The following is a 21474-nucleotide window of genomic DNA, read 5'->3' on the forward strand; positions in this document are numbered from 1 at the left end:
GACCATGATCTTCATGACCCGCCTGTTCCGCATCTTTCTGTGCGGTATGATCGCTTCGGGCTCAACGGCGCAGACCCCTCAAAGCGTCGCGGTTGAGCTTGTTCTGGCGGTGGATACCTCAATCAGCGTCAACGCTGCCGAATACCAACTGCAAATGCAGGGGATCGCCCAGGCGTTGCGCCATCCCGATATTCTGGACGCAATCAGCGATCAGCCCGGCGGTGTCGCGGTAACGCTGGTCCATTGGAGCATTGGCAGTCTGAACCATCAGGCGATCGGTTGGCGCAGGTTAAAGAACGCAGCGGATGTGTTTGATTTTGCAACTGAAGTCGAATCAGTACCGCGTGCCGGCGCAGGGCGCGGTACCTCAATCAGCGATGCTATCAGTTTCGCCACAGGGCTGCTTAGTCAGAATGACTATCAGGGCCGGGCGCTCAAAATCGACATCTCGGGCGACTCGCGCCACAACTCAGGGCCATCACCCAACGCCGCCCGCGATCTGGCGGTGCTGGCCGGGGTCACAATCAACGGTCTGGTGATCGAAGACGGGGACCGCAACCTGGGGGAATATTATCGTCAACTGGTGATTGGCGGCGAGGACGCGTTTGTCATGTCGGTTGATCGCCGCCAGGATTTCGCCCTGGCCATGCAGCGCAAGCTGGCGCGAGAGCTGACGCCGATAGCCCAGCAATCCCCGGGCGCACTTTCGCTGGCCGGGTGCGACGATTGCCATCCGTCTGTTGGAAAGCTTCGAAAAGGAAAGGTAAGCCAATGAACAAGCTGATCGAAATTGACCTTTCAAACAGTCGTCTTCCGACTGACCAAGCGGTCTCAATCCCGCCTGAATGCTACACATCGCCAGAGATTTGCGAAGCCGAGATTGCCCAGGTTTTCCGCCAGAACTGGCTGGGTGTCGGGCGCGCCGATATGCTGGCAGGCCCGGGTAGCTTTCAGACATTGGACATTGCCGGGCAGAACATCATCCTCTTGCGTGACAAGGAAGGCACCCCCCGCGCGTTCGCCAATACCTGTCGCCACCGCGCGGCGCGTCTAGTGGATGGCGCAGGCAGTTGCAAAGGGCTACGATGCCCGTTTCATTCTTGGTTCTATGGGCTGGATGGCCGCCTGGTGCAGGCCCCGCGGATGGACGATGTGCCCGGTTTCAACAAGGCCGATCATGGCCTGATTTCCTATCGCGCCGAAGAACGTCATGGCTTCTTGTTTATCTGCCTGAATGACACCGCCCCGCCGCTTGCCGATCACCTTGACGGGTTCGCGGAAATCCATGCGCCCTGGCCATTGGAGACGCTGGTCAGCGTGCGTCGGCAGGAGATTGAGGTCGACTGCAACTGGAAAGCCTTCATCGAGGTTTTCAACGAATATTATCACTTGCCATTCGTGCATCCCGACACGGTCGACAGCCTTTACTGTCCGCCTGATCCGCCCGAAGAGGTGGTCGGCAATTTTGCCACGCAATTCGGTGCGACGGATGGCACCGGGGGCTTGCTGGAAGACAAGCAAGACAGTGCCTTGCCATCCATTCCCGGCCTAACCGGGCGGGCGGCAAGCGGCGCGCGCTACACCTGGGTCTTTCCCAACATGACCTTTGCCGCCAATACAGACGCACTTTGGTGCTACGAGGCGTATCCGCTGGGGCCGGGCCGCTGCAAGGTGATCCAGACCGCCTGTTTCCCGCCCGAGTCGGTGGCGCTACCGGATTTTAAGGCTAAGGTCTCAGATTACCTTGACCGATTGGATGCAGCCCTGGCCGAAGACATCCCTGCGCTGGTCAATCAGCAAAACGGCCTCGATTGCCCTGATGCGCGCCCCGGGCGTTTCCAGCCCGCGCTGGAGCCGAATGTCGCGGCCTTTGCCCGGTGGTATGCCACCCGGATGTCGGAATGAGGAATGCGTTGGCCCGGTGCGCCGATAGTTCCCATTCGTTGATTGGATTTTCAGAGGATGTGAACGATGAATGATTGGGTGACCACGGCCATCAACATTATCGAGGCAGATTTTCAGCGCTCGGCCGATACGCATCTGTTCAAACTCGAAGTGCCCAAGTTAAGCGGTGTCGACATCTATCTTAAGGATGAAAGCACGCATCCGACCGGTAGTTTGAAACACCGTCTGGCACGCTCGCTATTTCTTTATGCGCTGTGCAACGGCAAGCTGAAAGAAGGCATGACGGTGATTGAGGCGTCGTCGGGCAGCACAGCAGTGTCCGAGGCGTATTTCGCCCGCATGATCGGCCTGCCTTTCGTCGCGGTGATGCCGCGCAAGACCGCCAAGACCAAGATTGCCCAGATTGAACGGTATGGCGGGCGCTGCCACTTTGTCGAAAGCGCTCCGCAAATGCATGATGAGGCGGTGCGAATGGCTGAGGAGGTTGGCGGATATTTCATGGATCAGTTCATGTATGCCGAACGCGCAACGGACTGGCGTGGGAACAACAATATCGCCGAAAGCATCTTTCGCCAGATGGAGCGCGAGCCACACCCCGTGCCGGAAACGGTGGTGATGAGTGCGGGCACCGGCGGCACATCGGCCACCTTGGGGCGCTATATCCTCTATAAAGGGTACAAAACGCGGTTGGTGGTGGTCGATCCCGAAAACTCGGTCTTTTATGAAAGCTTCATGTCGGGTGATCGCACCGTCACCCGCAGTTGTTCAAGCTGTATCGAAGGGATCGGGCGGCCCAAGGTCGAACATTCGTTTCAGCCCGACGTGATCGACGCGATGATCAGGGTGCCGGATCCCTCAAGCGTGGCAACGATCCTCTGGCTGGAACAGCTGACCGGGCGCCGGGCAGGGGCGTCGACCGGTACAAACCTGTGGGGTGTCTTGCAACTGGCCGAAGAAATGCAAAAAAACGGGCGGCAGGGATCACTCGTCACGCTGATGTGCGATAGCGGGGAGAGGTATCTGGATACCTACTACAACGCTGATTGGGTGGCCGAAAACATCGGTGATGTACAACCTTCCTTGGACAGGCTGGCAGCTTGGGAATGACGTATCTGTTAGCATATCATCCCGCTAATTCGTGTCGCCAGCATCACCGGATAAAAGACAGTGATGAAAGCGTCGCGGCCCTTTCTCGGGGCAGGCAACCACGCGGGATCAGTCGGCGCCGGCTTTCGGGCAAGCGCCAACTGACCCTTGAGGGACACTCAGGCAGACAGGTGAATATTGAACGCCTTGCGGATTTCAGCGTCGAGCATGGGATCGAACCGAGCCGCGGAGCGTTCGGACAGAATACGTTCCTTTCGCTCAATCGCATTGGCGATCAGGTCGGGCTTTTCGTTTTCATTCCATTCCTTGGGGCTCATCCGGTTGCCAAGCGCCGGGTAGACGTAATCTGACTGCATCCTGAGGAGCGTCTGATCCGTGCCCAGATAATGCCCCGGGCCATCAATGCAGACCTCGGCGATCTGATCCAGGGCCATGGTCACATCGTTGACCTCGATCCCGCGTACGCAGCGCATCGCATGGCCGATCAGGTCATCACCCAGGATAAGTGATTCATGGCAGAATCCCAGCAGCGATGCATGCATTCCTGCCGCTTCATAGACCATGTTCAACCCGGAAAGCCCCGCCATGACGTTCGAACACATCGCCTCCCACCCGGCTTGCATGTCGGGCAGTTTGGCATCGGTGATGCCGCCCACGGCGCCGCCCGGAAGCCCGTAATACTTATGCATCTGTGCGCAGCCAGAGCTTAGCAAGGCCTGCTCGCCGGAACCGCCGGTCATGGCACCGCTGCGCAGGTCCAAGCCGAAAGGCCAGGTGCCGAAGATGGCCGGGTGCCCCGGCTTGACGGCGTTGACATAGACGATGCCCGCAAGACATTCCGCGGTGGCCTGCACGATGGCACCCGCAATCGTCGACGGCGCGGTGGCCCCGGCCATCCCGGCCGACAATAAAAGCACGGGCATGCCGCCATCGATGCAGCGTTCCATGACTTCGCAGGCCTCTGTCGCGAATTTCATCGGCGGAACGACAAAGCAGTTTGAATTCGACAGGAATGGCCGGGCACGCCAGGCGTCCTCGCCACCTGCGATCATGTGCAGCATTTCAAGGGCAGGGGCCACGTATCCGGGTTCGGTGAATGATGTGCCAATGTGTTTGGTGGTGCCGGAACAACAGGCGTAGATGGTGTTCAGGTCCATTTCACGATTATCGGCGATATCGCGGCAGACCATGGGGCGTTGCACAAAGTGGATATTGTCCAGCTGGTCGCAGATACGCGCAGCATCATGCAGGTCCTGCACCGTGCTGTCGCGGTATTCACGGCCGTTGACATCGACCATGTGCACCGCGGCCCCGGCAGTACCGTAATGCACGCGGGAGCCCCACAACTCCATATCGTGACGCGGGTCGCGCCCGTGCAGCGTGATCTTTTTGCAGGCTTTGGCCAGTGCGTCTTCAACCACCGCACGGGGGAAGCGGATGCGCCCATCCTCTCCCTGAATGGCGCCGGCGCCGGTCAGGTAGGCAACACCACTTTCCGGGGCGTCGGCCAGACCGATGGTTTCCAGCGCTTCGAGAGCGGCGTTATGAATGCGGTCCATGTCCGCTTGGTTGAGTGGTTTGTAAGTACCACCTTCCATGCCCGGACGGATGGGACGCTCTGTGTCGGATAAAGGTGCCTCGCGGCTGGCTTTACGGGCGGCACGTCCGCCAGCGCGGCGGGAAACTGGGGCTGTCATATTGTTGGAATCCTTTGGAAAGCAGTTGTTTGGGGTGAAAGTTCAACCCTGAAACGGCCTGCCACGCGCCGCACGACCCCGGCTTGCGCCGATGGTGCGGACAATCACTGCAATCTTGCAGTTTGGTTCCATCGCCAGATCCTCCCTCAGTCCTGACGCGCGCAATCCGCACGATTCTTGCGGTGAAGTCTATTCCATTAGCGACCGATGTCGCAAACTGACCTTTCTGGCCATGTAAGTTCGAGAATTGTCCAGACGATCGACAGGCGCTGGCCTGTTAATCTGTTTCAACGGGGTCGCCCATCAGATAACGGGGCCCAGCACCCTTGCGGGCGACCCGGTCGCGCTTGTTGTAGAGCGCACAAGTCTTGAGCGACAGGCATCCGCACCCGATGCAGCCATCCAGACGCGCGCGCAGCGCCTGCATCTGCTCAATGCGCGCATCCAGCACAGTACCAAACCTGCGAGAGATCCGCGCCCAATCAGCCTTATTGGGGGTGCGGTGTTCGGGCAGGGTGCGGAGCGCATCGCGGATCTCGGCAATGGTAAATCCCAGGCCTTGCGAAATCATCACAAAGCTCAACCGCCTGATATCGGCTCTTGCGTATCGACGGTGGCCGCTTTCGTTGCGATCCGGCGCCACAAGACCTTCGTCCTCATAATACCGGATGGCTGATTGTGGCAGGCCGGTTCGCTGGGAAACATAGCCAATTGTCAGACCACGTTTTGCCAAGTGTCTGTCAGGCATTGATATTTTTCCTATTGAGTTAAAGTTAACTTGAAGAATTACGTTGGTTATCAAGAAGAATCAATGTTGAAAGGAAAAGGCAAATGAAACTGGAACATGTGAATATCACCGTACCCAACCCCAAGGTCAGCGCGGCTATCCTGTGCGATTTATTCGGTTGGCACATCCGGTGGGAAGGGGCGGCGATGGAGAGCGGTTATACCGTGCATGTCGGCGACGATGACAGTTACCTCGCTCTTTACGCGCCTGCAAAGGAGTTGACGCCTCTGGGCAATACCTATTCGCGGGTTGGCGGGCTCAATCATGTGGGCGTGGTCGTGGACGATATCAGCGCAACCGAGGCACGGGTCAAAGCCGCCGGATACAATCCCCATAATCACGGCGATTACGAGCCGGGGGTCCGGTTCTATTTTGATGGGCCGGATGGCATTGAATTCGAGGTTGTGAATTATGCTTGAGGCAGGATCTAACAGGCAGGCGATCGGGCTTTTGCTCTATACCGGTGGGCTTTTCGGTTTGAATTTCCCGCTTGGAAAGCTGGCGGCCGGGGCAGGGGTTTCGCCCCTGATATGGGCGCTGGTCGTGTCAATCGGGGCGGCGGGGTTGTTGCTGCCGGGGTTGATCTTGCAAGGCAGGCTGACACTCCCGCGCGGACAAATGCTGCGCTACACGGTTATCTCGGGGCTCTTGTCCTTCGCCTTGGTTAATGCGCTGGTATTTTTCCTGATTCCCCGGGTGGGTGCCGGATATGCTGGGTTGATGTTCGCGCTGTCGCCTGTCGTGACCTTGGCGCTGACCGCGTTGGCCGGGTTGAAAATTCCCGGGCGACTGGGGTTATATGGCATCGGGTTGGGGCTGATTGGCGCCGTGCTGGTAGCACTTGGCCGCGGCAGTATTGAAGGTGCTGCAATCTGGAGTGTTTTGGCCTTTGCCATCCCGTTTGCCCTGGCGCTTGGCAATGTCTACCGCACGCTTGATTGGCCAGAGGGCGCGCATCCGGCGGCATTAGCCTTTTGGAGCCACAGTTGGGCTATTCTGACCTATGTCGTGCTGCAATTGGGCCTGTCGGGTGACCTGCCCTTGGATCAACTGCGCGAGGTGCCACTGGCGACGATCATTCAGGCGATTGCCGCCGGTCTGATGTTCCCCGCTTACTTTCGCCTTCAACAGGTCGGTGGGCCGGTCCTGCTCAGCCAGATTGGCTATGTCGCGGCGGCGGTCGGGCTTGGTACTGGTACGGTCTTACTGGGAGAGGTCTATGGCATCGCCACTTGGGCTGGCGCTGCGATCATCGCTCTTGGTATCGGACTGACCGTACGGGCGCAGATCAAGCGGGCACCCAGACCGAGCAGTTGTACTGCTTGAGACAAAACTATCGCCGCCCTTACGCGCCCCACCCACCCTCCCTGGCGCGTGCGGGCGGCGATCCGGGTCTTCGTCCAGATGACACAACGAAAATATCCCCGCTTGCCAGAACCGGGCAGTCTCGGGTATGAAACTCTCATGAAACGGTCAATTTGCATCATTTGCTGCATTACCTGCTGAGATATCTCAGGCGGGCCGTTCTTTCTCATTCAAATCAGTGATTGAAGTTGCTAAGCCCGCCGCTAACCGGCCGTAGACGCCCATGCGCGCGCGAGGATGACATGACGACGATCAAACTGCACAACACCAGAACCCGCAAGAAAGAGGAATTCACCCCTCTCAATGAAAAAAATGTGCAGATGTATGTCTGTGGGCCAACGGTCTACGACCGTGCGCATCTGGGTAATGCGCGCCCCGTTGTGGTATTTGATGTGCTCTACCGGTTGTTACGACATGTCTATGGCACGGATCACGTGACCTATGCGCGGAACTTCACGGATGTGGATGACAAGATCAACACCCGTGCCGCCGAAAGTGGTCGACCGATCAGCGACATCACCGAGGAGACCATTCAGTGGTTTCTCGACGATATGGGGGCCTTGGGTGCGCTTAAACCTGATCACATGCCGCGCGCCACGAAATACATCCCGCAGATGGTCACGATGATCGAAAAGCTGATCGCCGATGGCCATGCCTACGCGGTTGAAGGTCATGTGCTGTTCCGTGTCCGGTCTTACAAGGAATATGGCAAACTGTCGGGTCGTTCGGTCGATGACATGATCGCGGGTGCCCGGGTCGAGGTGGCGCCGTTCAAGGAGGACCCGATGGACTTTGTCCTGTGGAAGCCTTCGAATGATGCACAACCCGGGTGGGACAGCCCGTGGGGGTGGGGCCGCCCGGGTTGGCATATCGAATGCTCGGCCATGGCCTATGAGCTGCTGGGTGAGAGTTTTGACATCCACGGAGGCGGCAACGATCTGATGTTCCCGCACCACGAGAACGAGATCGCGCAGAGCTGCTGCGCACACCCCGAGGGTGGTTTTGCGAAGGTCTGGATGCATAACGAGATGCTACAGGTCGAAGGCAAGAAGATGTCCAAATCCCTGGGCAATTTCTTTACCGTGCGCGATTTACTGGATCAAGGTATCCCGGGCGAGGTGATCCGTTTCGTGTTCCTGAGCACGCATTACCGCAAGCCGATGGATTGGACGGCGGAGAAGGCGCGGGAGGCTGAGGCGACGCTTCGGAAGTGGTATCGATTGGTCGGGTTGGCTGGAGGAAGCTCTTGTTACGACCCGTTGATACAAGCGCTAGCAGATGATCTGAATACGCATGAAGCAATCTCTCTCATCCACGCTTTGGCAAATGCCGGTGACGTTAACGCGCTCAGGTTTGGGCTCGAAATGCTGGGGCTTTGGCAGGGCCAAATACCAAAGTGGGTGGAGATTGAAGGTTTCACGGATGCTGAGGTTGGTACAGTGTCTGATCTCATTCAGCGTCGTGAGAACGCTCGGAAAAAGAAAGACTTTGCAGAAGCGGATCGTATCAGAGATGGACTGACACGGGCGGGCGTGAAGTTGGTTGATACTCCGCAGGGGACCGAGTTTGAGAAACTCCCGAATTACGATGTAAATGTGTTGGACGAAGTTTGGGGCGGGGCATGAGGCAGGCAAGCAAAACTACGGATCGAACTACACATGATTTCGAACCGCCTAAACTTGAGGTGCCAAAATGAGGTTCTTTGCGACAGAGGGCAGCGCCCGAGCCTGGGGGGGCGCATCTGACGCTATTTATTTTTGCGTCGGCGAAACGGTTGCCAAGTCTTTTCCGGTCGAAACGTCGCAAAAGCGCCCTCCCAGGGTCGGGCGGCCTGGGCAAGCCGGGCGGGGTGCGTAAATGACCAGAGAACGCCTCTATCTCTATGACACGACGTTGCGCGACGGCCAGCAAACGCAGGGGGTGCAGTTCTCGACACCCGAAAAACACCAGATCGCCAAGACGCTTGACGAGTTGGGGGTCGATTACATCGAAGGCGGCTGGCCCGGGGCCAATCCGACCGATAGCGAGTTTTTTGAGACGGCCCCGAAGACCCGGGCGCGCATGACGGCCTTTGGCATGACCAAACGTGCAGGTCGCAGTGCAGAAAATGATGATGTGCTGGCGGCGGTGATGAATGCGGGTACCGCCTCGGTCTGTTTGGTGGGCAAGACCCATGACTTTCATGTCGAGACTGCGCTTGGCATCTCGCTTCACGAAAACACACAGAATATCGCGCGTTCGGTTGAGCATATTGTCAGGCAGGGGCGTGAAGCCTTGTTTGACGCCGAGCATTTCTTTGACGGCTACAAGGCCAATGCCGCCTATGCGCTAGAGACGGTGAAGGCGGCTTATGATGCGGGTGCCCGGTGGGTGGTGCTGTGCGACACTAACGGCGGTACGTTGCCGCGTGAAATTTACGAAATCACCAAATCTGTGATCGCCGCAGGCATTCCCGGAGATCATCTGGGTATCCATACCCATAACGATACGGAAAACGCCCTTGCGGGCAGTCTGGCAGCCATTGATGCCGGTGCGCGGCAGGTGCACGGCACGCTGAACGGTCTGGGGGAGCGGTGTGGCAATGCAAATCTGACCGCATTGATCCCGACGCTTTTGCTGAAAGAGCCTTACGCCAGCACGTATCAGACCGGTATCAGCCTGGAAGCGTTGAAAGGTCTCACGCTCGCCAGTCGAAAGCTGGACGATATCCTCAATCGCGTACCACTCAGACAGGCGGCTTATGTCGGTGCATCGGCCTTTGCCCACAAGGCGGGGCTGCACGCCAGCGCGATCCTCAAAGATCCTACAACTTACGAACATATCAACCCCGAAAGCGTTGGGAACGCCCGGATCATTCCGATGTCCAATCAGGCAGGACAGTCGAACCTGCGCCGTCGTCTGGCCGAGGCCGGGCTGGAGGTGGCGCGCGACAACCCGGCCTTGCCGCGCATCCTGGATGAGATCAAGGCGCGTGAGGCCAAGGGTTATACCTATGACAGCGCACAGGCATCATTCGAGTTGCTGGCGCGGGGCGAGTTGGACCTCTTGCCCGAATTCTTCGAGGTGAAACGCTACAAGGTCACGGTTGAGCGGCGCAAGAACAAGTATAACAAGATGATATCGCTCTCCGAGGCGGTCGTGGTGGTCAAGGTCGACGGTGAGAAGAAACTGTCAGTGTCCGAATCGATGGATGAGGCGGGCAGCGACCGTGGCCCGGTGAACGCGCTTTCAAAGGCGTTGGCCAAGGATCTGGGCCGCTATCAGGCACAGATATCTGACATGCGACTGGTCGATTTCAAGGTGCGCATCACCCAAGGGGGGACCGAGGCGGTGACGCGCGTCATCATCGACAGTGAGGACGGGCAGGGGCGGCGTTGGTCTACCGTCGGGGTCAGCCCTAACATAGTCGACGCGTCTTTTGAGGCCCTACTGGACGCGATAAACTGGAAACTCTTGCGTGGAGACAGCTGACCTCAACGCCTGTGCCGATCTGGTGCGCCGGGGGGATCCGGACCGGTTTTTGGCGGCGATGGCATCGCCTGTAGCCGCGCGCCGGGTGCTCTTTCCAATTTACGCATTTAATGTCGAGGTTGCGCGCGCACCCTGGGTCACTCAGGAGCCGATGATTGCCGAGATGCGCCTGCAATGGTGGCGCGATGCGTTGCAGGAAATTCAGACGGGAGAGAATGTTCGCCGCCATGAGGTTGTCACGCCGTTGGCCGGGGTACTTGATGCCGAGGGCGCAGGGTTGCTGGATCAACTGGTGGCCGCGCGGCGGTGGGATATCTACAAAGATGCATTCGAGGATGCAGATCATTTCAGCGACTATCTGGAGAAGACTGCCGGCAACCTGATGCTGGCTGCTGCACGTTCGCTGGGAGCCTGTGACGAGGCTGCAATCCGCGATGCGGGCTATGCACATGGTGTGGCGAATTGGCTGCGGGCCATTCCCGCATTGGAACAGGCAGGACGTATCCCGCTGCCGGACGGTCGGCCCGAGGCTGTTGGTCAGCTTGCATCTGAGGCGCTGACACGGCTGCGTCGTGCCCGGGCGTCACGTGCCAAGGTCTCTGGTGATGCCCGCCCGGCGCTGCTGCCGCTTTGGCAAAGCGGTACGATACTGAACCGGGCGAAAACTCTGCCAGCGCGTGTGGGTGCGGGCACCCTTGATCCAGCCCCGATCCGGTCACGCCTGACGCTGATGGTGCGTGCGGCGACTGGTCTTTGGTGATGTCGTTAAAGTGAGTGCGCTTGTGCGCACGCTTGATATCTCGGCGTCCGCGCCGGGCGCGTCCACCTTGGATTGGTACCTGCCATACGGTATTTATGCGTCTTTCGGGCGCAGCATCAGCCAGATGAGCGCGCCACCGGCCAGCACGAGAAACGGGGTCATCGCCAGATTGACGGACATCCAGCCGGTCTGAGCATCTCCGCCGGAGCAATTCATCAGGCCACCTGATGACAGCGATGCAAGAGTTACACCGCCAAATACCAATAGATCGTTCAGGCCCTGCATGCGGCCCCTTTCATGCGGTTCATGCGCGGCTGCCAGCATGGTTGTGGCGCCGATGAAACCGAAATTCCATCCCAGGCCCAGTAGGATCAGGGCGATGAAGAAATTCGACAGATCAATTCCTTGCAATGCCACCATGCCCGCACATGCCAGGATCACCAGCCCTGTGCCCACGATCTTTTCGACGCCGAAGCGGGCAATCAGGTGCCCGGTAAAGAAGGACGGCGCGAACATGGCCAGCACATGACCGGTGACGATATCTGCGGCATTACCTTCGGTAAATCCACACCCCACAACCGCCAGGGGGGTCGATGTCATGACCAGGTTCATCAGCGCGTAAGAAACTGTCGCACAGATCACGGCCACCGCGATGCGTGGCGTTTTCAGCAACTCAAGGCGGGTACGGCCATGCGGGCTATCTTCGGATGGAGGCTTGGGTTTCGGAATGTCGAGAAAGAGAAACAGAAGTGAACCGAAAAGGTTGAGCGCGACAATGGCGATATAGGTGCCCATGAAGGGGATCACCATTGCCTGCGACGTCACCTTGACCAGTTGCGGGCCAATCACTGCGCTGGCCAGACCGCCTGCCATGACGTAGGAAATTGCCTTGGGCCGGAATGCGTCGCTGGCAGTGTCTGCGGCGGCAAACCGATAAAAAGCTTGGGCTGACATGTAGATGCCGCTGATCAAGCTGCCCAGAAGGAAGACCGGAAAAGACGCCAGATACAACCCGTAGGCCCCGATTGCCCCGCCAAGCGCACCCGCCCCGGCACCGATGAAGAAACCGGCCTTGCGGCCCCATTTCTGCATGATCGAGGAAAGCGGCGTGGCCGCCAGCATCGAACCCAGAACAATCAGCGAGATGGGCAAAGTAGCAAAGCAGATATTGCTGGCCAGCGTTTGCCCGGCAAGCCCGCCAACGACGAACATCATCGCCATCTGCGCCCCCAGAATTGCCTGTGCCAGCACCAGAACTTTGACATTCCGCATCGCGCGTTGGTCATCTGTTCGGATTGCGCGGGCACGCCCTGCCAAGGGCGAGGGCGACTCGATCGGAGTGGGGACAGGTTTGGGATTGCTCATGTGCCAAGAGCTAGCCCCGGGACAGAGGGCCCGCAAGCGCAATTGCATGCTGCGAGATTGGTAATGTGATGACTTGCGACTCGGAGCGCGAGACGACATGAACGTTTCATGACATTACTCTTGCTTGCAGGCACTGGCGAAGCGCAACAGATAGCGCGCGGTTTGGCGGACCGACAGGTGGATGCGGTGGTTTCGCTGGCGGGTGGCGCGCGCATGGCCACAGAAACGGATTTGTCGTGCCGTATTGGCGGTTTTGGGGGTGACGCTGGGTTTCGCGACTATCTGATCGAACAGAAAATCACTGCTGTACTGGACGCCACGCATCCCTTTGCCGCAGGTATCTCGAACCGCACCGCGTCGATCTGTGCCGAGTTTGATCTTCCCTACTGTCAGGTTTTGCGTCCGGCATGGACGGCGCAGGCCGACGATCGCTGGACTTATTTTGAACGCGAAGAGAATGCCGCCCTACACATTGCGCCCGGCAGCATTGTTTTTCTTGCGACAGGGCGGCAGACTTTGGATCGGTTTGCCAATTTGGCAGAGTGTACGTTGATTTGTCGGCAGATTGATCCACCAGACCGCGATTTTCCCTTTAAGAATGGGCGTTTTTTAGTGGGCAAACCGCCATTTTCAGTCGCGCAGGAGAAAGCGCTTTTCCTAGAGTTGAAAGTTGATTGGCTGGTTGTCAAAAATGCAGGCGGAATGGCGTCAGCAACAAAATTGACGGCTGCACGCGGACTGGGGATCCCTGTTGCCATGATCAACCGCCCAAGACAGCCCGAGGCGCGGAAGGTGAGAACAGTGGACGAGGCAATGGACTGGATCGCGGACCTGTGATCGGGCGTATTATTGAAACAGATGCCTGCGTGGCGGAAGGCGCCGAGGCGCTGTGCAAGATCTGTCCGAAATTGGCATATGCGTACGGAGCGACCGGCAAGCTACCACTTCGGCGCAGACCGGATGGATTTGCCCAGTTGCTAAGCGCGATTGTCAGCCAACAGGTTAGCGTGGCCTCGGCTGGCGCAATCTGGGGTCGCATGAAGGCGGCCCGATTGACCGGTCCGCGACAGATAGCACGCGCCAGCGACGATGATTTGCGAGCAGTGGGGCTGAGCCGTCAGAAAATCCGCTATGCGCGTGAATTGTCGAAGGCCGGGATCAATTTCAAAGCGCTACGCGATGCATCCGACGATGAAGTAATCGCGACCCTGATCCGCGTACCGGGAATAGGTGTCTGGACGGCTGAGGTTTATACAATGTTTTCCTTGGGGCGGGCAGATGTGTTTGCGCCGGGCGATCTGGCCTTGCAAGAGGCTGCGCGCATTCTTTATGAGCTGCCTGCGCGACCCACCGAGAAAGAATTGCGAAAGATGGCGATGGTTTGGCAACCATGGAGATCGGTTGCTGCCCGGATACTTTGGGCCTACTACCGGGTGGCGAAGGACAGGGAAGGGATCAGATGACACGCGTATTGAAGTCGGAACGGCGCGAGCCGGTTTCAGGCACGACCCGGTCGATTGTTGTGTTTCTGCATGGCTATGGGGCGAATGGGGCGGATCTGTTGGGGCTGGCTGACCCGCTGGGGGAGCATTTGCCGGATACGCTATTTGTCGCCCCGGATGCACCCGAGACGATCCCGGGTATGCCTTTCGGGTTTCAATGGTTTCCGATCCCCTGGATTGATGGATCGTCCGAGGAGGAGGCCGAGCGTGGTCTGCTTGCAGCATCGGATGATCTGAATGCCTATCTGGATGCCCTGATGGTGGATGAAGATGTGCTTCCCGAGCAGGTTGTTTTATTTGGGTTCAGCCAAGGCACGATGATGGCGCTGCATGTGGCCCCGCGACGTGAGGATGAGGTGGCGGGAATTGTCGCCTTTTCCGGACGACTGCTGTCACCAGAGTTGCTGAAAGATGAGGTGATCAGCCGTCCGCCAGTATTGCTGATCCACGGTGATGCCGATGACGTGGTGCCGCCGCAATCCTTGCCTCAAGCGGCAGAAGCGCTGCAAGAAGCTGGGTGGCAGGATGTCTACGCCCATATCATGAAAGGCACCGCGCATGGAATTGCGCCGGATGGGTTGCAGGTTGCCCTGGCTTTCATGATTGACAAGCTGGGTTTGTAATACTTCCCTCTACCGGCCGCTGGTAGAAAGAGTGCGCTAGAGCGCACGCATGATATCTCGTCGTCTGCCTCCGGCATCCTCCTCGGGGAGCGTGGGGCCAGCGTGACATATCAATTCAATGATGGTCTGCTTCGCAAATGTCAGTCCCACAGACGTGGTTCAGCCATTTCCAGGGAATTACCTGCCGGATCGCGAAAATAGATTGAGCGCGCACCGTTTGGCCAGTGGAAATCGGCCTCTATGGGGATTTTCAGCGCTATCAGCCTGTCATGCCATGCCGCAAGTTCCGCTGCCTCACAGGCAAAGCAAAAATGACCGTGGCCATAAGCACCATGCCCCGGAACTGGTAGATCGGCATTGTCCGATCCGGTTACTGTTACACGGGGATCGAAGATCAGCAGGATGGTTGCGCCGACCCGGAAAAAGACATGCCGCCCCTCGACACATGCGATTTCCTCCAGCCCCAGCAAAGTACCGTAGAAATGCTGTGCAGCCTTTAGGTCATCGACATATAGCGCCGCTTCCAGAGCGCTGGTGGGGGCGGGAGCATCGGGCAACGTATCATGAGTCATGCGGGCAGTTTACCCCGGTGGCGGCGCTCAGGTCATCCCTTGTGGATAACTGACATTGAATCCTTACATTTCACTCTTAGACAGATCTCAATATCTGCGGCCTATCTTGGGCTTGCCAGACTCAAAACACGAGATATAGTGTTCTCATACTCGGGACGGAGCGTTCAATGGACGGTGAATTCAGAACCGAATTTGTCAGGGAATCGGCGGCACTTAAGCAACATCCAGCGCTGGTGCTGAATGCGGATTACCGACCTTTGTCATATTACCCACTGTCCCTTTGGACCTGGCAGGAGGCGGTCAAGGCGGCCTATCTGGACCGGGTGGATATCGTGGCTGAATATGACCACTGCGTGCACAGCCCCAGTACGGTCATCCGAATACCTTCGGTGATTGTTCTGAAAGACTATGTAAAACCTCAAAAGCGCGTGGCCTTCACGCGCTTTAATTTATTTCTGAGGGATGAATTTCAATGCCAGTATTGCGGCGCGCGCGGGGATCTGACCTTTGATCACGTTGTACCGCGCGCAGATGGTGGTGTGACAAGTTGGGAAAATGTTGTCGCGGCATGCAGCCCGTGCAACCTGCGGAAAGGTGCGAAAAGCCTGCGGCGTGCGGGCATGAGCCTGCGCAAACCACCGCGCGCTCCGGGGGCGGAGCAATTGCGCAACCAAGGTAGAAAATTCCCACCCAATCACCTGCATGAAAGCTGGTTGGATTTTCTCTATTGGGATGCTGAATTGCAAGCCTGATAGTTTTTCAGAAGATGCGCTCAGTTCTGCGCAATGACAGGTTTGAATGGTCTGCTGAGGTAGCGTTCAACGACCTGATACACAACGACGTCATGCCGTTTCTCTGCTATCGAACTCAGGTCAGGCTCGCCTGAACGGTTATCGGTGAATGTGACGCTTTCAAACGTTGCTTCGAGGTATTTGACCAGCGAGTTGGAAAAGGAGTCGCCGATCAAAAGAATGGAGCCCGCTTTTGGCCCAATCTGTTTCTGATCGATCTCGACCGTCTGAATCGTTTCGGGCACGCCGTTTTCTTCACCCAAGAGACCATAGAGATCACCTCGAAAATCTTTATCTGTGCTCAAAATCAGCGCATCCCGGGGGATGTCCGGGATGTTGGCGCCGCGGGCATTAAGGGCCGACCGAAGCTCGGAAAACCCGATATAAGCACCTATTTCTGTCCAATGGCTATCGGTTTCATAGTAGATCTTGTCATGCGTTTTTGCCTCTTTCAGCGTATCGCGCAGATCGAACAGAGGTAGTTTGCGGGTGCGTGCCAGCCTTAGCACCTCGTCCAGACGGGATTCGCCAGCGGCCTTGTTGGGGTAGCCACTGAGATACTCTGGGAAGATCGTATGTTTGTTGGGGGCAATCATTGCAATGAAGGTCGCGCCCGAGGCTTCGGCCGTGTCTTGCACCAGTGTCAAACCATCCAGCCAACGATCCGCCTCTCCCTCGGAGAAGGGTAACAATCCCTGATGCAGGGCCAGCGCGCCGTTGAGCGCATTAAAGATCCATCCGTCATCGCCTCGCACTGCATTCAACGAACCGGACGAGCGCAGTACTTTGTCCAGTTGAAATCCGATCTTGAGGTAGGTTCGGCGCAGTCCGAAATGATCGCGCATCCAGGCATTTGTCTCTTCGGGCAGCGTGGTCCAGTTTGTCAGGGCCTGTGACAGCGCCGGGGCGGGGGACAGGCGGCGGTTTTCAACCTTGCTGTCGACAGAGCCGCCGCTGGTCAGATGCAAAAGGACCGGCGTCGTAATCAACACGACAAAGGACAAGGCGGTTAGCAGATTGCGGAAGGCAATGAGGTGTTGCGCCATGATTGCCTAGAACCGGAAATAGATGAAGGGATTGTAGGAACCCGTCGCCAGATCCGCAGCGCAGAGGATCAAGAGGCCGGCTACCCAGACGGGTTCCAGCGCAAGGCGCGGTGCTGGATGCGCCAACAGTGCCATGCGGTCGGTGATCAAAGCCGCCAGTCGACTTTGCGCCACGAGTGGCCAGACAGCAATGACCATGCCAACAGGCAAAAGAATGGCGAGCTGCGGGGCATAGACCAAACTCAGATCTACTCTGCCGCTACCCTGACCAAAAAGCGCGGCGAAATAGGTCAAAGCATCACCCAGATCTTCTGTTCGAAACGGTATCCAGGCCAGCATTACCACAAGCAACAGATAACAATGACGTAGCAAGGTAGGCATCGCAGCAATCCATGTGCCAAACGGGCTGCGTTCCAGAACCAGAAACGCGCCATGCCAGGCGCCCCAGATAATAAAGGCAAACTCGGCCCCGTGCCAGAAGCCGCACAGAAGGAACACGATCGTCAGGTTCAGATAGGTGCGCATCGGGCTCAGCCGATTGCCACCCAGCGGAATGTAGAGGTATTCGCGAAACCAGCGCGACAGCGACATATGCCAGCGCCGCCAGAACTCGGTCACGGACCGCGACATATAGGGGAAGTTGAAGTTTTCGGGGAAATCGAAACCCATCATCCGCCCCAGGCCAAGCGCCATATTGGAATAGCCAGCGAAGTCGAAATAGATTTGGAGCGTGTAGCAGATCAGCCCCAGCCAGGCAGCACCGGGCCCCAGTTCAGCAAGGTTGGCACCAAACGCGGCATCGGCGGCCTCTCCAAAGGCATTGGCCAGCAGGATTTTCTGCGCCAGTCCACGGGTGAATTGCCGGGCACCAGACGCGAAACGATCAAGCGTATGCGACCGTTCCTGGATTTGTCCGGCGACGGTGTGAAATCGGACGATCGGTCCAGCGATCAATTGTGGGAACATCGAAATGAAAAGCGCGGTATCGCGCCACCGCTCAGGTGCCTGAGCATCACGTCGGTAAATGTCGACCAGAAAGCTTATGGCTTGAAAGGTGTAAAAGGAAATTCCCAGAGGCAGATGCAGTTCCAGCGGCGCAACAGACAATTGCAACCCCAAGGATATACTCGTACCCAACAGCAGTTCCGAAAGGAAGCCAGCATATTTGAAGACACCAAGTGCCGCCAGATTTGCGCCCACCCCCAGGATCAGCAGTTGTTTGGTCCTGTTGCGGGACAAAGCGCGTGCCAGCACATGGTTCATCGTAATTGATGCCAGAAGCAGCAAGATAAAGACCGGCTCCCCCCACGCATAAAAGATCAGGCTACCGGTGAGGAAAACGGCATTCTTGAAGGGCAACAGGAAGTAGAGCGCCAGAAAACAAGGCAGGAAATAGAAAAGAAATGGGATGGATGCGAAGGTCACGTCAATTGGTGCCGGATCAGAACTCTGGGACAGGATGGCCTGAAGATGTCTTATCGGCACGGCTCTGGCGTGACAATTGGCAAACTGCCCCATACGTGTTTCACGCAGGAAATGGAGCGCTAGAGGTCTATTTTTAGCCCATCGGTGCCGATTGTCAGTGGCCCGTCCCAGGTTTGGCGGATGCCTACCTCCCAATCTTGTGGTGAGAAACGATCATCTGCACCGGGAACGAAATGGTTCAACGCCAAACGCCTGACACGAGCAAGCCGTGCAATTCGCCCAACATCCGGGGCCGCAGTATGACTGCGCATCAAATGCTGTTTCAGTCGGTCATCGGTGACACCCAAACTGGCGCAGAGCGCATCAACGCCCGCCTCTAGCAGGACTTCGTGCACCAGCAGATCGGCCTGATCGGCAAATGCGATCATTTCGGCGAAATATGTCGTGTCGCCTGACAGGACAATTTTCTTACCGCATGCTTCGAATTTCAAAGCAAAGCTATCGCGAATTGGTGGGTGCCGGTTTCGAAGCGCTGTAATTTTGACGGCGTTCTGATCATATATGAGACCTTCCGAAATTTCGCTGATCCGCGTCAAACCAGCCAGGTCGCAGCGCCCTTCGTCTTCGATGCGCAGGTTGATATCGTACTGCATGGACGACAGGAAAGCGGTCCAGTAGTGATTCAGACCAGCCGGTCCAATGACCGGAATCGGTGTTCTGAGGCCCGCGACCCAGGCCGTGTGAAAGAGCGCTCCAAGCTCAAGGTAATGATCCGAATGCAGGTGCGTAATGATGATCAGATCAATTTCGGTCAATGCGAGGCCCTGATCACAGACAGCCCGGGTCACTCCCAGACCGGCATCGACCAGAATATTCAGGCTGTTCATTTGCAGCAGTGTTGAACTCGGCATGTTTGACCCGGGCTTGATCGCCGGGCCACCTTTGACCCCCAACAGTGCAACGGATGTATCTGTCATCTTGTCACCCTAACGTCTTGTCCCGCACCGCAGACAAAGAAAAGGCGCCGCTGCACATAAGGGCAGGGCGCCTTTCCATCAGTCTGGATTGTTTGGCTCAGGCTTTCTGCGCTGTACCCGCGGCTTGCTGCGGCTTTGGGGCCGCGCCGGATTTGGCGTTCAGCGGGTCGTCCTGACGTTGGACCGAGCCTTCGAAATGTGCGCCGGATTCGATGGCGATTGTCTTGTGGATGATGTCGCCTTCGACACGAGCGGTCGATGTCAGGCGCACTTTCAACCCGCGTACGCGGCCCACGATGCGGCCATTGATCACCACGTCGTCGGCGATCACTTCACCTTTGACGGTAGCGCCTTCACCGATGGTCAGCAGGTGGGCGCGAATGTCACCTTCGACCGTGCAATCAATCTGTACATCGCCGGTGGTCTTGATATTGCCGGTCATGTGCAAATCGGAGGACAGGACCGATGCTGGGGGTTTGGCCTTGGGGGTGCTGGCCTTGAAGTCGCCGCCCGATGCGGGCTCCGGCTTGAAGGCGTCGGGCTTGCGTTCCGGCATTGCAGGCTTACTGGTTTCGTCAGCCTTGGCGCCGGGTTCGTTGATTTTGCTCTTAGAAAACATCTCTTGCAGCCTTGATATAGATCATGGGGTTGACGGCCTTGCCGCCGACACGGACTTCGTAGTGTAGATGCGTGCCGGTGGAACGTCCAGTGTTCCCCATAGCAGCAATTTTTTGCCCGCGCGAGACCCTTTGCCCCTTTTTCACGAAGATCTTAGAGTTGTGCGCGTAGCGGGTTTCGATCCCAAACTCATGCTGAATCTTCACCATCAGGCCATAACCCGATTGCCAGGTGGCATGAGTCACAACTCCATCAGCAGTTGCATAGATGGGGGTGCCGTGGGACGCGGCGAAATCGGTACCCTTGTGCATCCGTCCCCACCGCATGCCAAAGCCCGAGGTGAAGCGGAACGCATCCTTGACAGGAATGGCGAAGGGCGCCTTCTGAGCTGCAATACGATAGAGGTTCAGGTCATCCATCTGATCGAGTAGACGGTTGGCGCGCAGCATGTCCGCTGACGGCTCCTCGCCACGGGTCGAGAATGTCAGCGGTGTCAACGGGCCGCCCTGACCGGAATAGCCCTGGCGCACCTGTGACAAAAGCCTGTCGGTGTTCATGCCGGCGGCCTTGAACATCTTGTCCAGCGGTTCGACCGAGATTGTCATCGCTTCTTCCAACTGGCGGAAGATCTGATCGTTCTTGTCTTTCATCAGCTGAATTTCTTCAGCCATCTGATCGGCCTTCAACAGCGCATCCTGTGCATCCGCAATGACCTGGTCACGCTCTTTCGCGGTATCTTCCAGCGCGGCAGTCAGGAAATCAACGGTACCGTTGCTTTGCGTGGCGACGTCTTCGGCTCCCGCCGCTTCAGCTTGCCCGTCTCCGATGGCCTTAGCCATCTTGTGAACTTCCTGCCGCGCCAGTTCGCGTTCCTTCATCGTTCGGCGTAGCGTGCTTTGGATCACATCGATGCCGGTCTCCAGTTCACGGCGACGTATTTCAGAGGCCAGCAAATCGGATTGCATCACGGAAATTTGCGCCAGTGCCGAGTTGAAACGTTCCTGGGCTGCAAGCGCTTCTTCGGCGCGTTTATCGCGTTCGGATGACAGAGAGTTCAGTCGCGCCTCGTAAGTGCGCTGATCACGCTTGGCTTGTTCGCGGAAATTTCCCGAACCGATACTGTCCATCAACAAGATCGCTGTAGCGATGATTGCCCACGCAACAATCGCCGAGGCGCCGACAAAGGCTAATAGCTGGGATTCAGATCGAAGTCGGATAAAGCGCGTGTCATTATCTGACCGCAGAAAGACACGGCGTTCAGGAAAATGCCGCTCGAGCAGCGCGTGAAACTTAATCGCGATCCTTGTCCGCAAGAAACTGTCCCTCTAGTGACCCGACCCTTTGATGACGCTTTTTTATTGGATTTATATGCGTCTTGGGCAATTGATTAACCAGCCGTTTCCCATTGGGCAAGATTTTTGAACGGTGGTTCATTAGAAATGGGCTGATTGTTGCCTTAACGG

The 21474-nt window shown here is 57.4% G+C and carries 21 protein-coding genes; 12 read left to right on the top strand and 9 right to left on the bottom strand.

What is annotated here, in order from left to right; translation table 11 throughout:
• The first annotated feature begins 4 nt into the window (after positions 1-4).
• The 3 genes from Q1B27_RS02905 to Q1B27_RS02915 all read left to right on the top strand — a co-directional run bounded on the left by Q1B27_RS02905 (position 5) and on the right by Q1B27_RS02915 (position 3012).
• The gene (locus Q1B27_RS02905; protein WP_299843341.1) at positions 5-775 is read left to right on the top strand and encodes a DUF1194 domain-containing protein; all 771 of its coding nucleotides are present in this window, start codon (positions 5-7) and stop codon (positions 773-775) included.
• On the top strand, positions 772-1905 hold the full coding sequence (locus tag Q1B27_RS02910) for an aromatic ring-hydroxylating dioxygenase subunit alpha (RefSeq protein WP_299843344.1): 1134 nt from the start codon (positions 772-774) through the stop codon (positions 1903-1905). Before Q1B27_RS02905 ends, Q1B27_RS02910 begins: the two co-directional genes overlap by 4 nt.
• A 66-nt stretch (positions 1906-1971) precedes the next feature.
• Positions 1972-3012: a PLP-dependent cysteine synthase family protein gene (locus tag Q1B27_RS02915; RefSeq protein WP_299843347.1), complete on the top strand. Its 1041-nt coding sequence runs from the start codon at positions 1972-1974 to the stop codon at positions 3010-3012.
• Positions 3013-3170: 158 nt separating this feature from the next.
• Here Q1B27_RS02915 and Q1B27_RS02920 read toward each other — a convergent pair whose 3' ends face one another.
• Both Q1B27_RS02920 and soxR read right to left on the bottom strand, forming a co-directional pair.
• The gene (locus Q1B27_RS02920) at positions 3171-4709 is read right to left on the bottom strand and encodes a trimethylamine methyltransferase family protein (RefSeq protein ID WP_299843350.1); all 1539 of its coding nucleotides are present in this window, start codon (positions 4707-4709) and stop codon (positions 3171-3173) included.
• Positions 4710-4986: 277 nt separating this feature from the next.
• Positions 4987-5457, bottom strand: a complete 471-nt coding sequence (gene soxR, locus Q1B27_RS02925) for a redox-sensitive transcriptional activator SoxR (protein WP_299843353.1) — start codon at positions 5455-5457, stop codon at positions 4987-4989.
• A gap of 83 nt (positions 5458-5540) precedes the next feature.
• Here soxR and Q1B27_RS02930 point away from each other — a divergent pair, with 83 nt between their 5' ends.
• From Q1B27_RS02930 to Q1B27_RS02950, 5 genes are all read left to right on the top strand, one after another.
• Positions 5541-5915 (top strand): VOC family protein, encoded by a 375-nt coding sequence (locus Q1B27_RS02930; protein WP_299843356.1) that lies wholly within the window; start codon positions 5541-5543, stop codon positions 5913-5915.
• On the top strand, positions 5908-6822 hold the full coding sequence (locus Q1B27_RS02935; RefSeq protein ID WP_299843359.1) for a DMT family transporter: 915 nt from the start codon (positions 5908-5910) through the stop codon (positions 6820-6822). Before Q1B27_RS02930 ends, Q1B27_RS02935 begins: the two co-directional genes overlap by 8 nt.
• Before the next feature lie 281 nt (positions 6823-7103).
• Entirely contained in the window at positions 7104-8486 is a 1383-nt protein-coding gene (cysS, locus tag Q1B27_RS02940) for a cysteine--tRNA ligase (protein ID WP_299843362.1), read from the top strand.
• A 232-nt stretch (positions 8487-8718) separates the two neighbouring features.
• The gene (gene cimA, locus Q1B27_RS02945) at positions 8719-10332 is read left to right on the top strand and encodes a citramalate synthase (protein ID WP_299843365.1); all 1614 of its coding nucleotides are present in this window, start codon (positions 8719-8721) and stop codon (positions 10330-10332) included.
• Positions 10319-11092, top strand: coding sequence for a squalene/phytoene synthase family protein (locus Q1B27_RS02950; protein WP_299843367.1), 774 nt, complete (start codon positions 10319-10321; stop codon positions 11090-11092). The genes cimA and Q1B27_RS02950 overlap by 14 nt, the downstream gene beginning before the upstream one ends.
• A 93-nt stretch (positions 11093-11185) precedes the next feature.
• Here the strand turns inward: Q1B27_RS02950 and Q1B27_RS02955 are convergent, their stop codons facing one another.
• A complete protein-coding gene (locus Q1B27_RS02955) occupies positions 11186-12364 on the bottom strand; it encodes an MFS transporter (RefSeq protein ID WP_299843369.1) in 1179 nt (392 codons plus the stop codon).
• A 201-nt stretch (positions 12365-12565) separates the two neighbouring features.
• On the opposite strand from Q1B27_RS02955, the gene Q1B27_RS02960 reads away from it, so the two are divergent.
• Genes Q1B27_RS02960 through Q1B27_RS02970 form a run of 3 tightly spaced genes read left to right on the top strand, consistent with a single transcriptional unit; the run spans position 12566 to position 14582 of the window.
• The gene (locus Q1B27_RS02960; protein ID WP_299843372.1) at positions 12566-13294 is read left to right on the top strand and encodes a cobalt-precorrin-6A reductase; all 729 of its coding nucleotides are present in this window, start codon (positions 12566-12568) and stop codon (positions 13292-13294) included.
• Positions 13291-13920 carry a DNA-3-methyladenine glycosylase 2 family protein gene (locus Q1B27_RS02965; protein ID WP_299843375.1) on the top strand — a complete coding sequence of 210 codons (630 nt, stop codon included), beginning with the start codon at positions 13291-13293 and terminating at the stop codon, positions 13918-13920. The genes Q1B27_RS02960 and Q1B27_RS02965 overlap by 4 nt, the downstream gene beginning before the upstream one ends.
• Positions 13917-14582 (top strand): alpha/beta fold hydrolase, encoded by a 666-nt coding sequence (locus Q1B27_RS02970; RefSeq protein ID WP_299843378.1) that lies wholly within the window; start codon positions 13917-13919, stop codon positions 14580-14582. The genes Q1B27_RS02965 and Q1B27_RS02970 overlap by 4 nt, the downstream gene beginning before the upstream one ends.
• 140 nt (positions 14583-14722) lie before the next feature.
• On the opposite strand, the gene Q1B27_RS02975 is transcribed toward Q1B27_RS02970, so the two are convergent.
• Complete coding sequence (locus tag Q1B27_RS02975) at positions 14723-15154, bottom strand: VOC family protein (protein ID WP_299843381.1); 432 nt, start codon at positions 15152-15154, stop codon at positions 14723-14725.
• A 167-nt stretch (positions 15155-15321) separates the two neighbouring features.
• Here Q1B27_RS02975 and Q1B27_RS02980 point away from each other — a divergent pair, with 167 nt between their 5' ends.
• Positions 15322-15906: an HNH endonuclease gene (locus tag Q1B27_RS02980; RefSeq protein ID WP_299843384.1), complete on the top strand. Its 585-nt coding sequence runs from the start codon at positions 15322-15324 to the stop codon at positions 15904-15906.
• A 20-nt stretch (positions 15907-15926) separates the two neighbouring features.
• Here the strand turns inward: Q1B27_RS02980 and Q1B27_RS02985 are convergent, their stop codons facing one another.
• The 5 genes from Q1B27_RS02985 to Q1B27_RS03005 form a co-directional block, all read right to left on the bottom strand.
• Positions 15927-16991, bottom strand: a complete 1065-nt coding sequence (locus Q1B27_RS02985) for a hypothetical protein (protein WP_299843386.1) — start codon at positions 16989-16991, stop codon at positions 15927-15929.
• Positions 16992-16997: 6 nt separating this feature from the next.
• Positions 16998-18509: an MBOAT family protein gene (locus Q1B27_RS02990; protein WP_299843389.1), complete on the bottom strand. Its 1512-nt coding sequence runs from the start codon at positions 18507-18509 to the stop codon at positions 16998-17000.
• Between the two features lie 26 nt (positions 18510-18535).
• On the bottom strand, positions 18536-19393 hold the full coding sequence (locus Q1B27_RS02995; protein WP_299843391.1) for an MBL fold metallo-hydrolase: 858 nt from the start codon (positions 19391-19393) through the stop codon (positions 18536-18538).
• A gap of 97 nt (positions 19394-19490) precedes the next feature.
• Positions 19491-20012 carry a polymer-forming cytoskeletal protein gene (locus tag Q1B27_RS03000; protein WP_299843394.1) on the bottom strand — a complete coding sequence of 174 codons (522 nt, stop codon included), beginning with the start codon at positions 20010-20012 and terminating at the stop codon, positions 19491-19493.
• Positions 20002-21324: a M23 family metallopeptidase gene (locus Q1B27_RS03005; RefSeq protein WP_299843397.1), complete on the bottom strand. Its 1323-nt coding sequence runs from the start codon at positions 21322-21324 to the stop codon at positions 20002-20004. Before Q1B27_RS03005 ends, Q1B27_RS03000 begins: the two co-directional genes overlap by 11 nt.
• Between the last annotated feature and the right edge of the window lie 150 nt (positions 21325-21474).

It is taken from the genome of uncultured Roseovarius sp., from assembly GCF_947489715.1.
GTDB lineage: Bacteria > Pseudomonadota > Alphaproteobacteria > Rhodobacterales > Rhodobacteraceae > Roseovarius.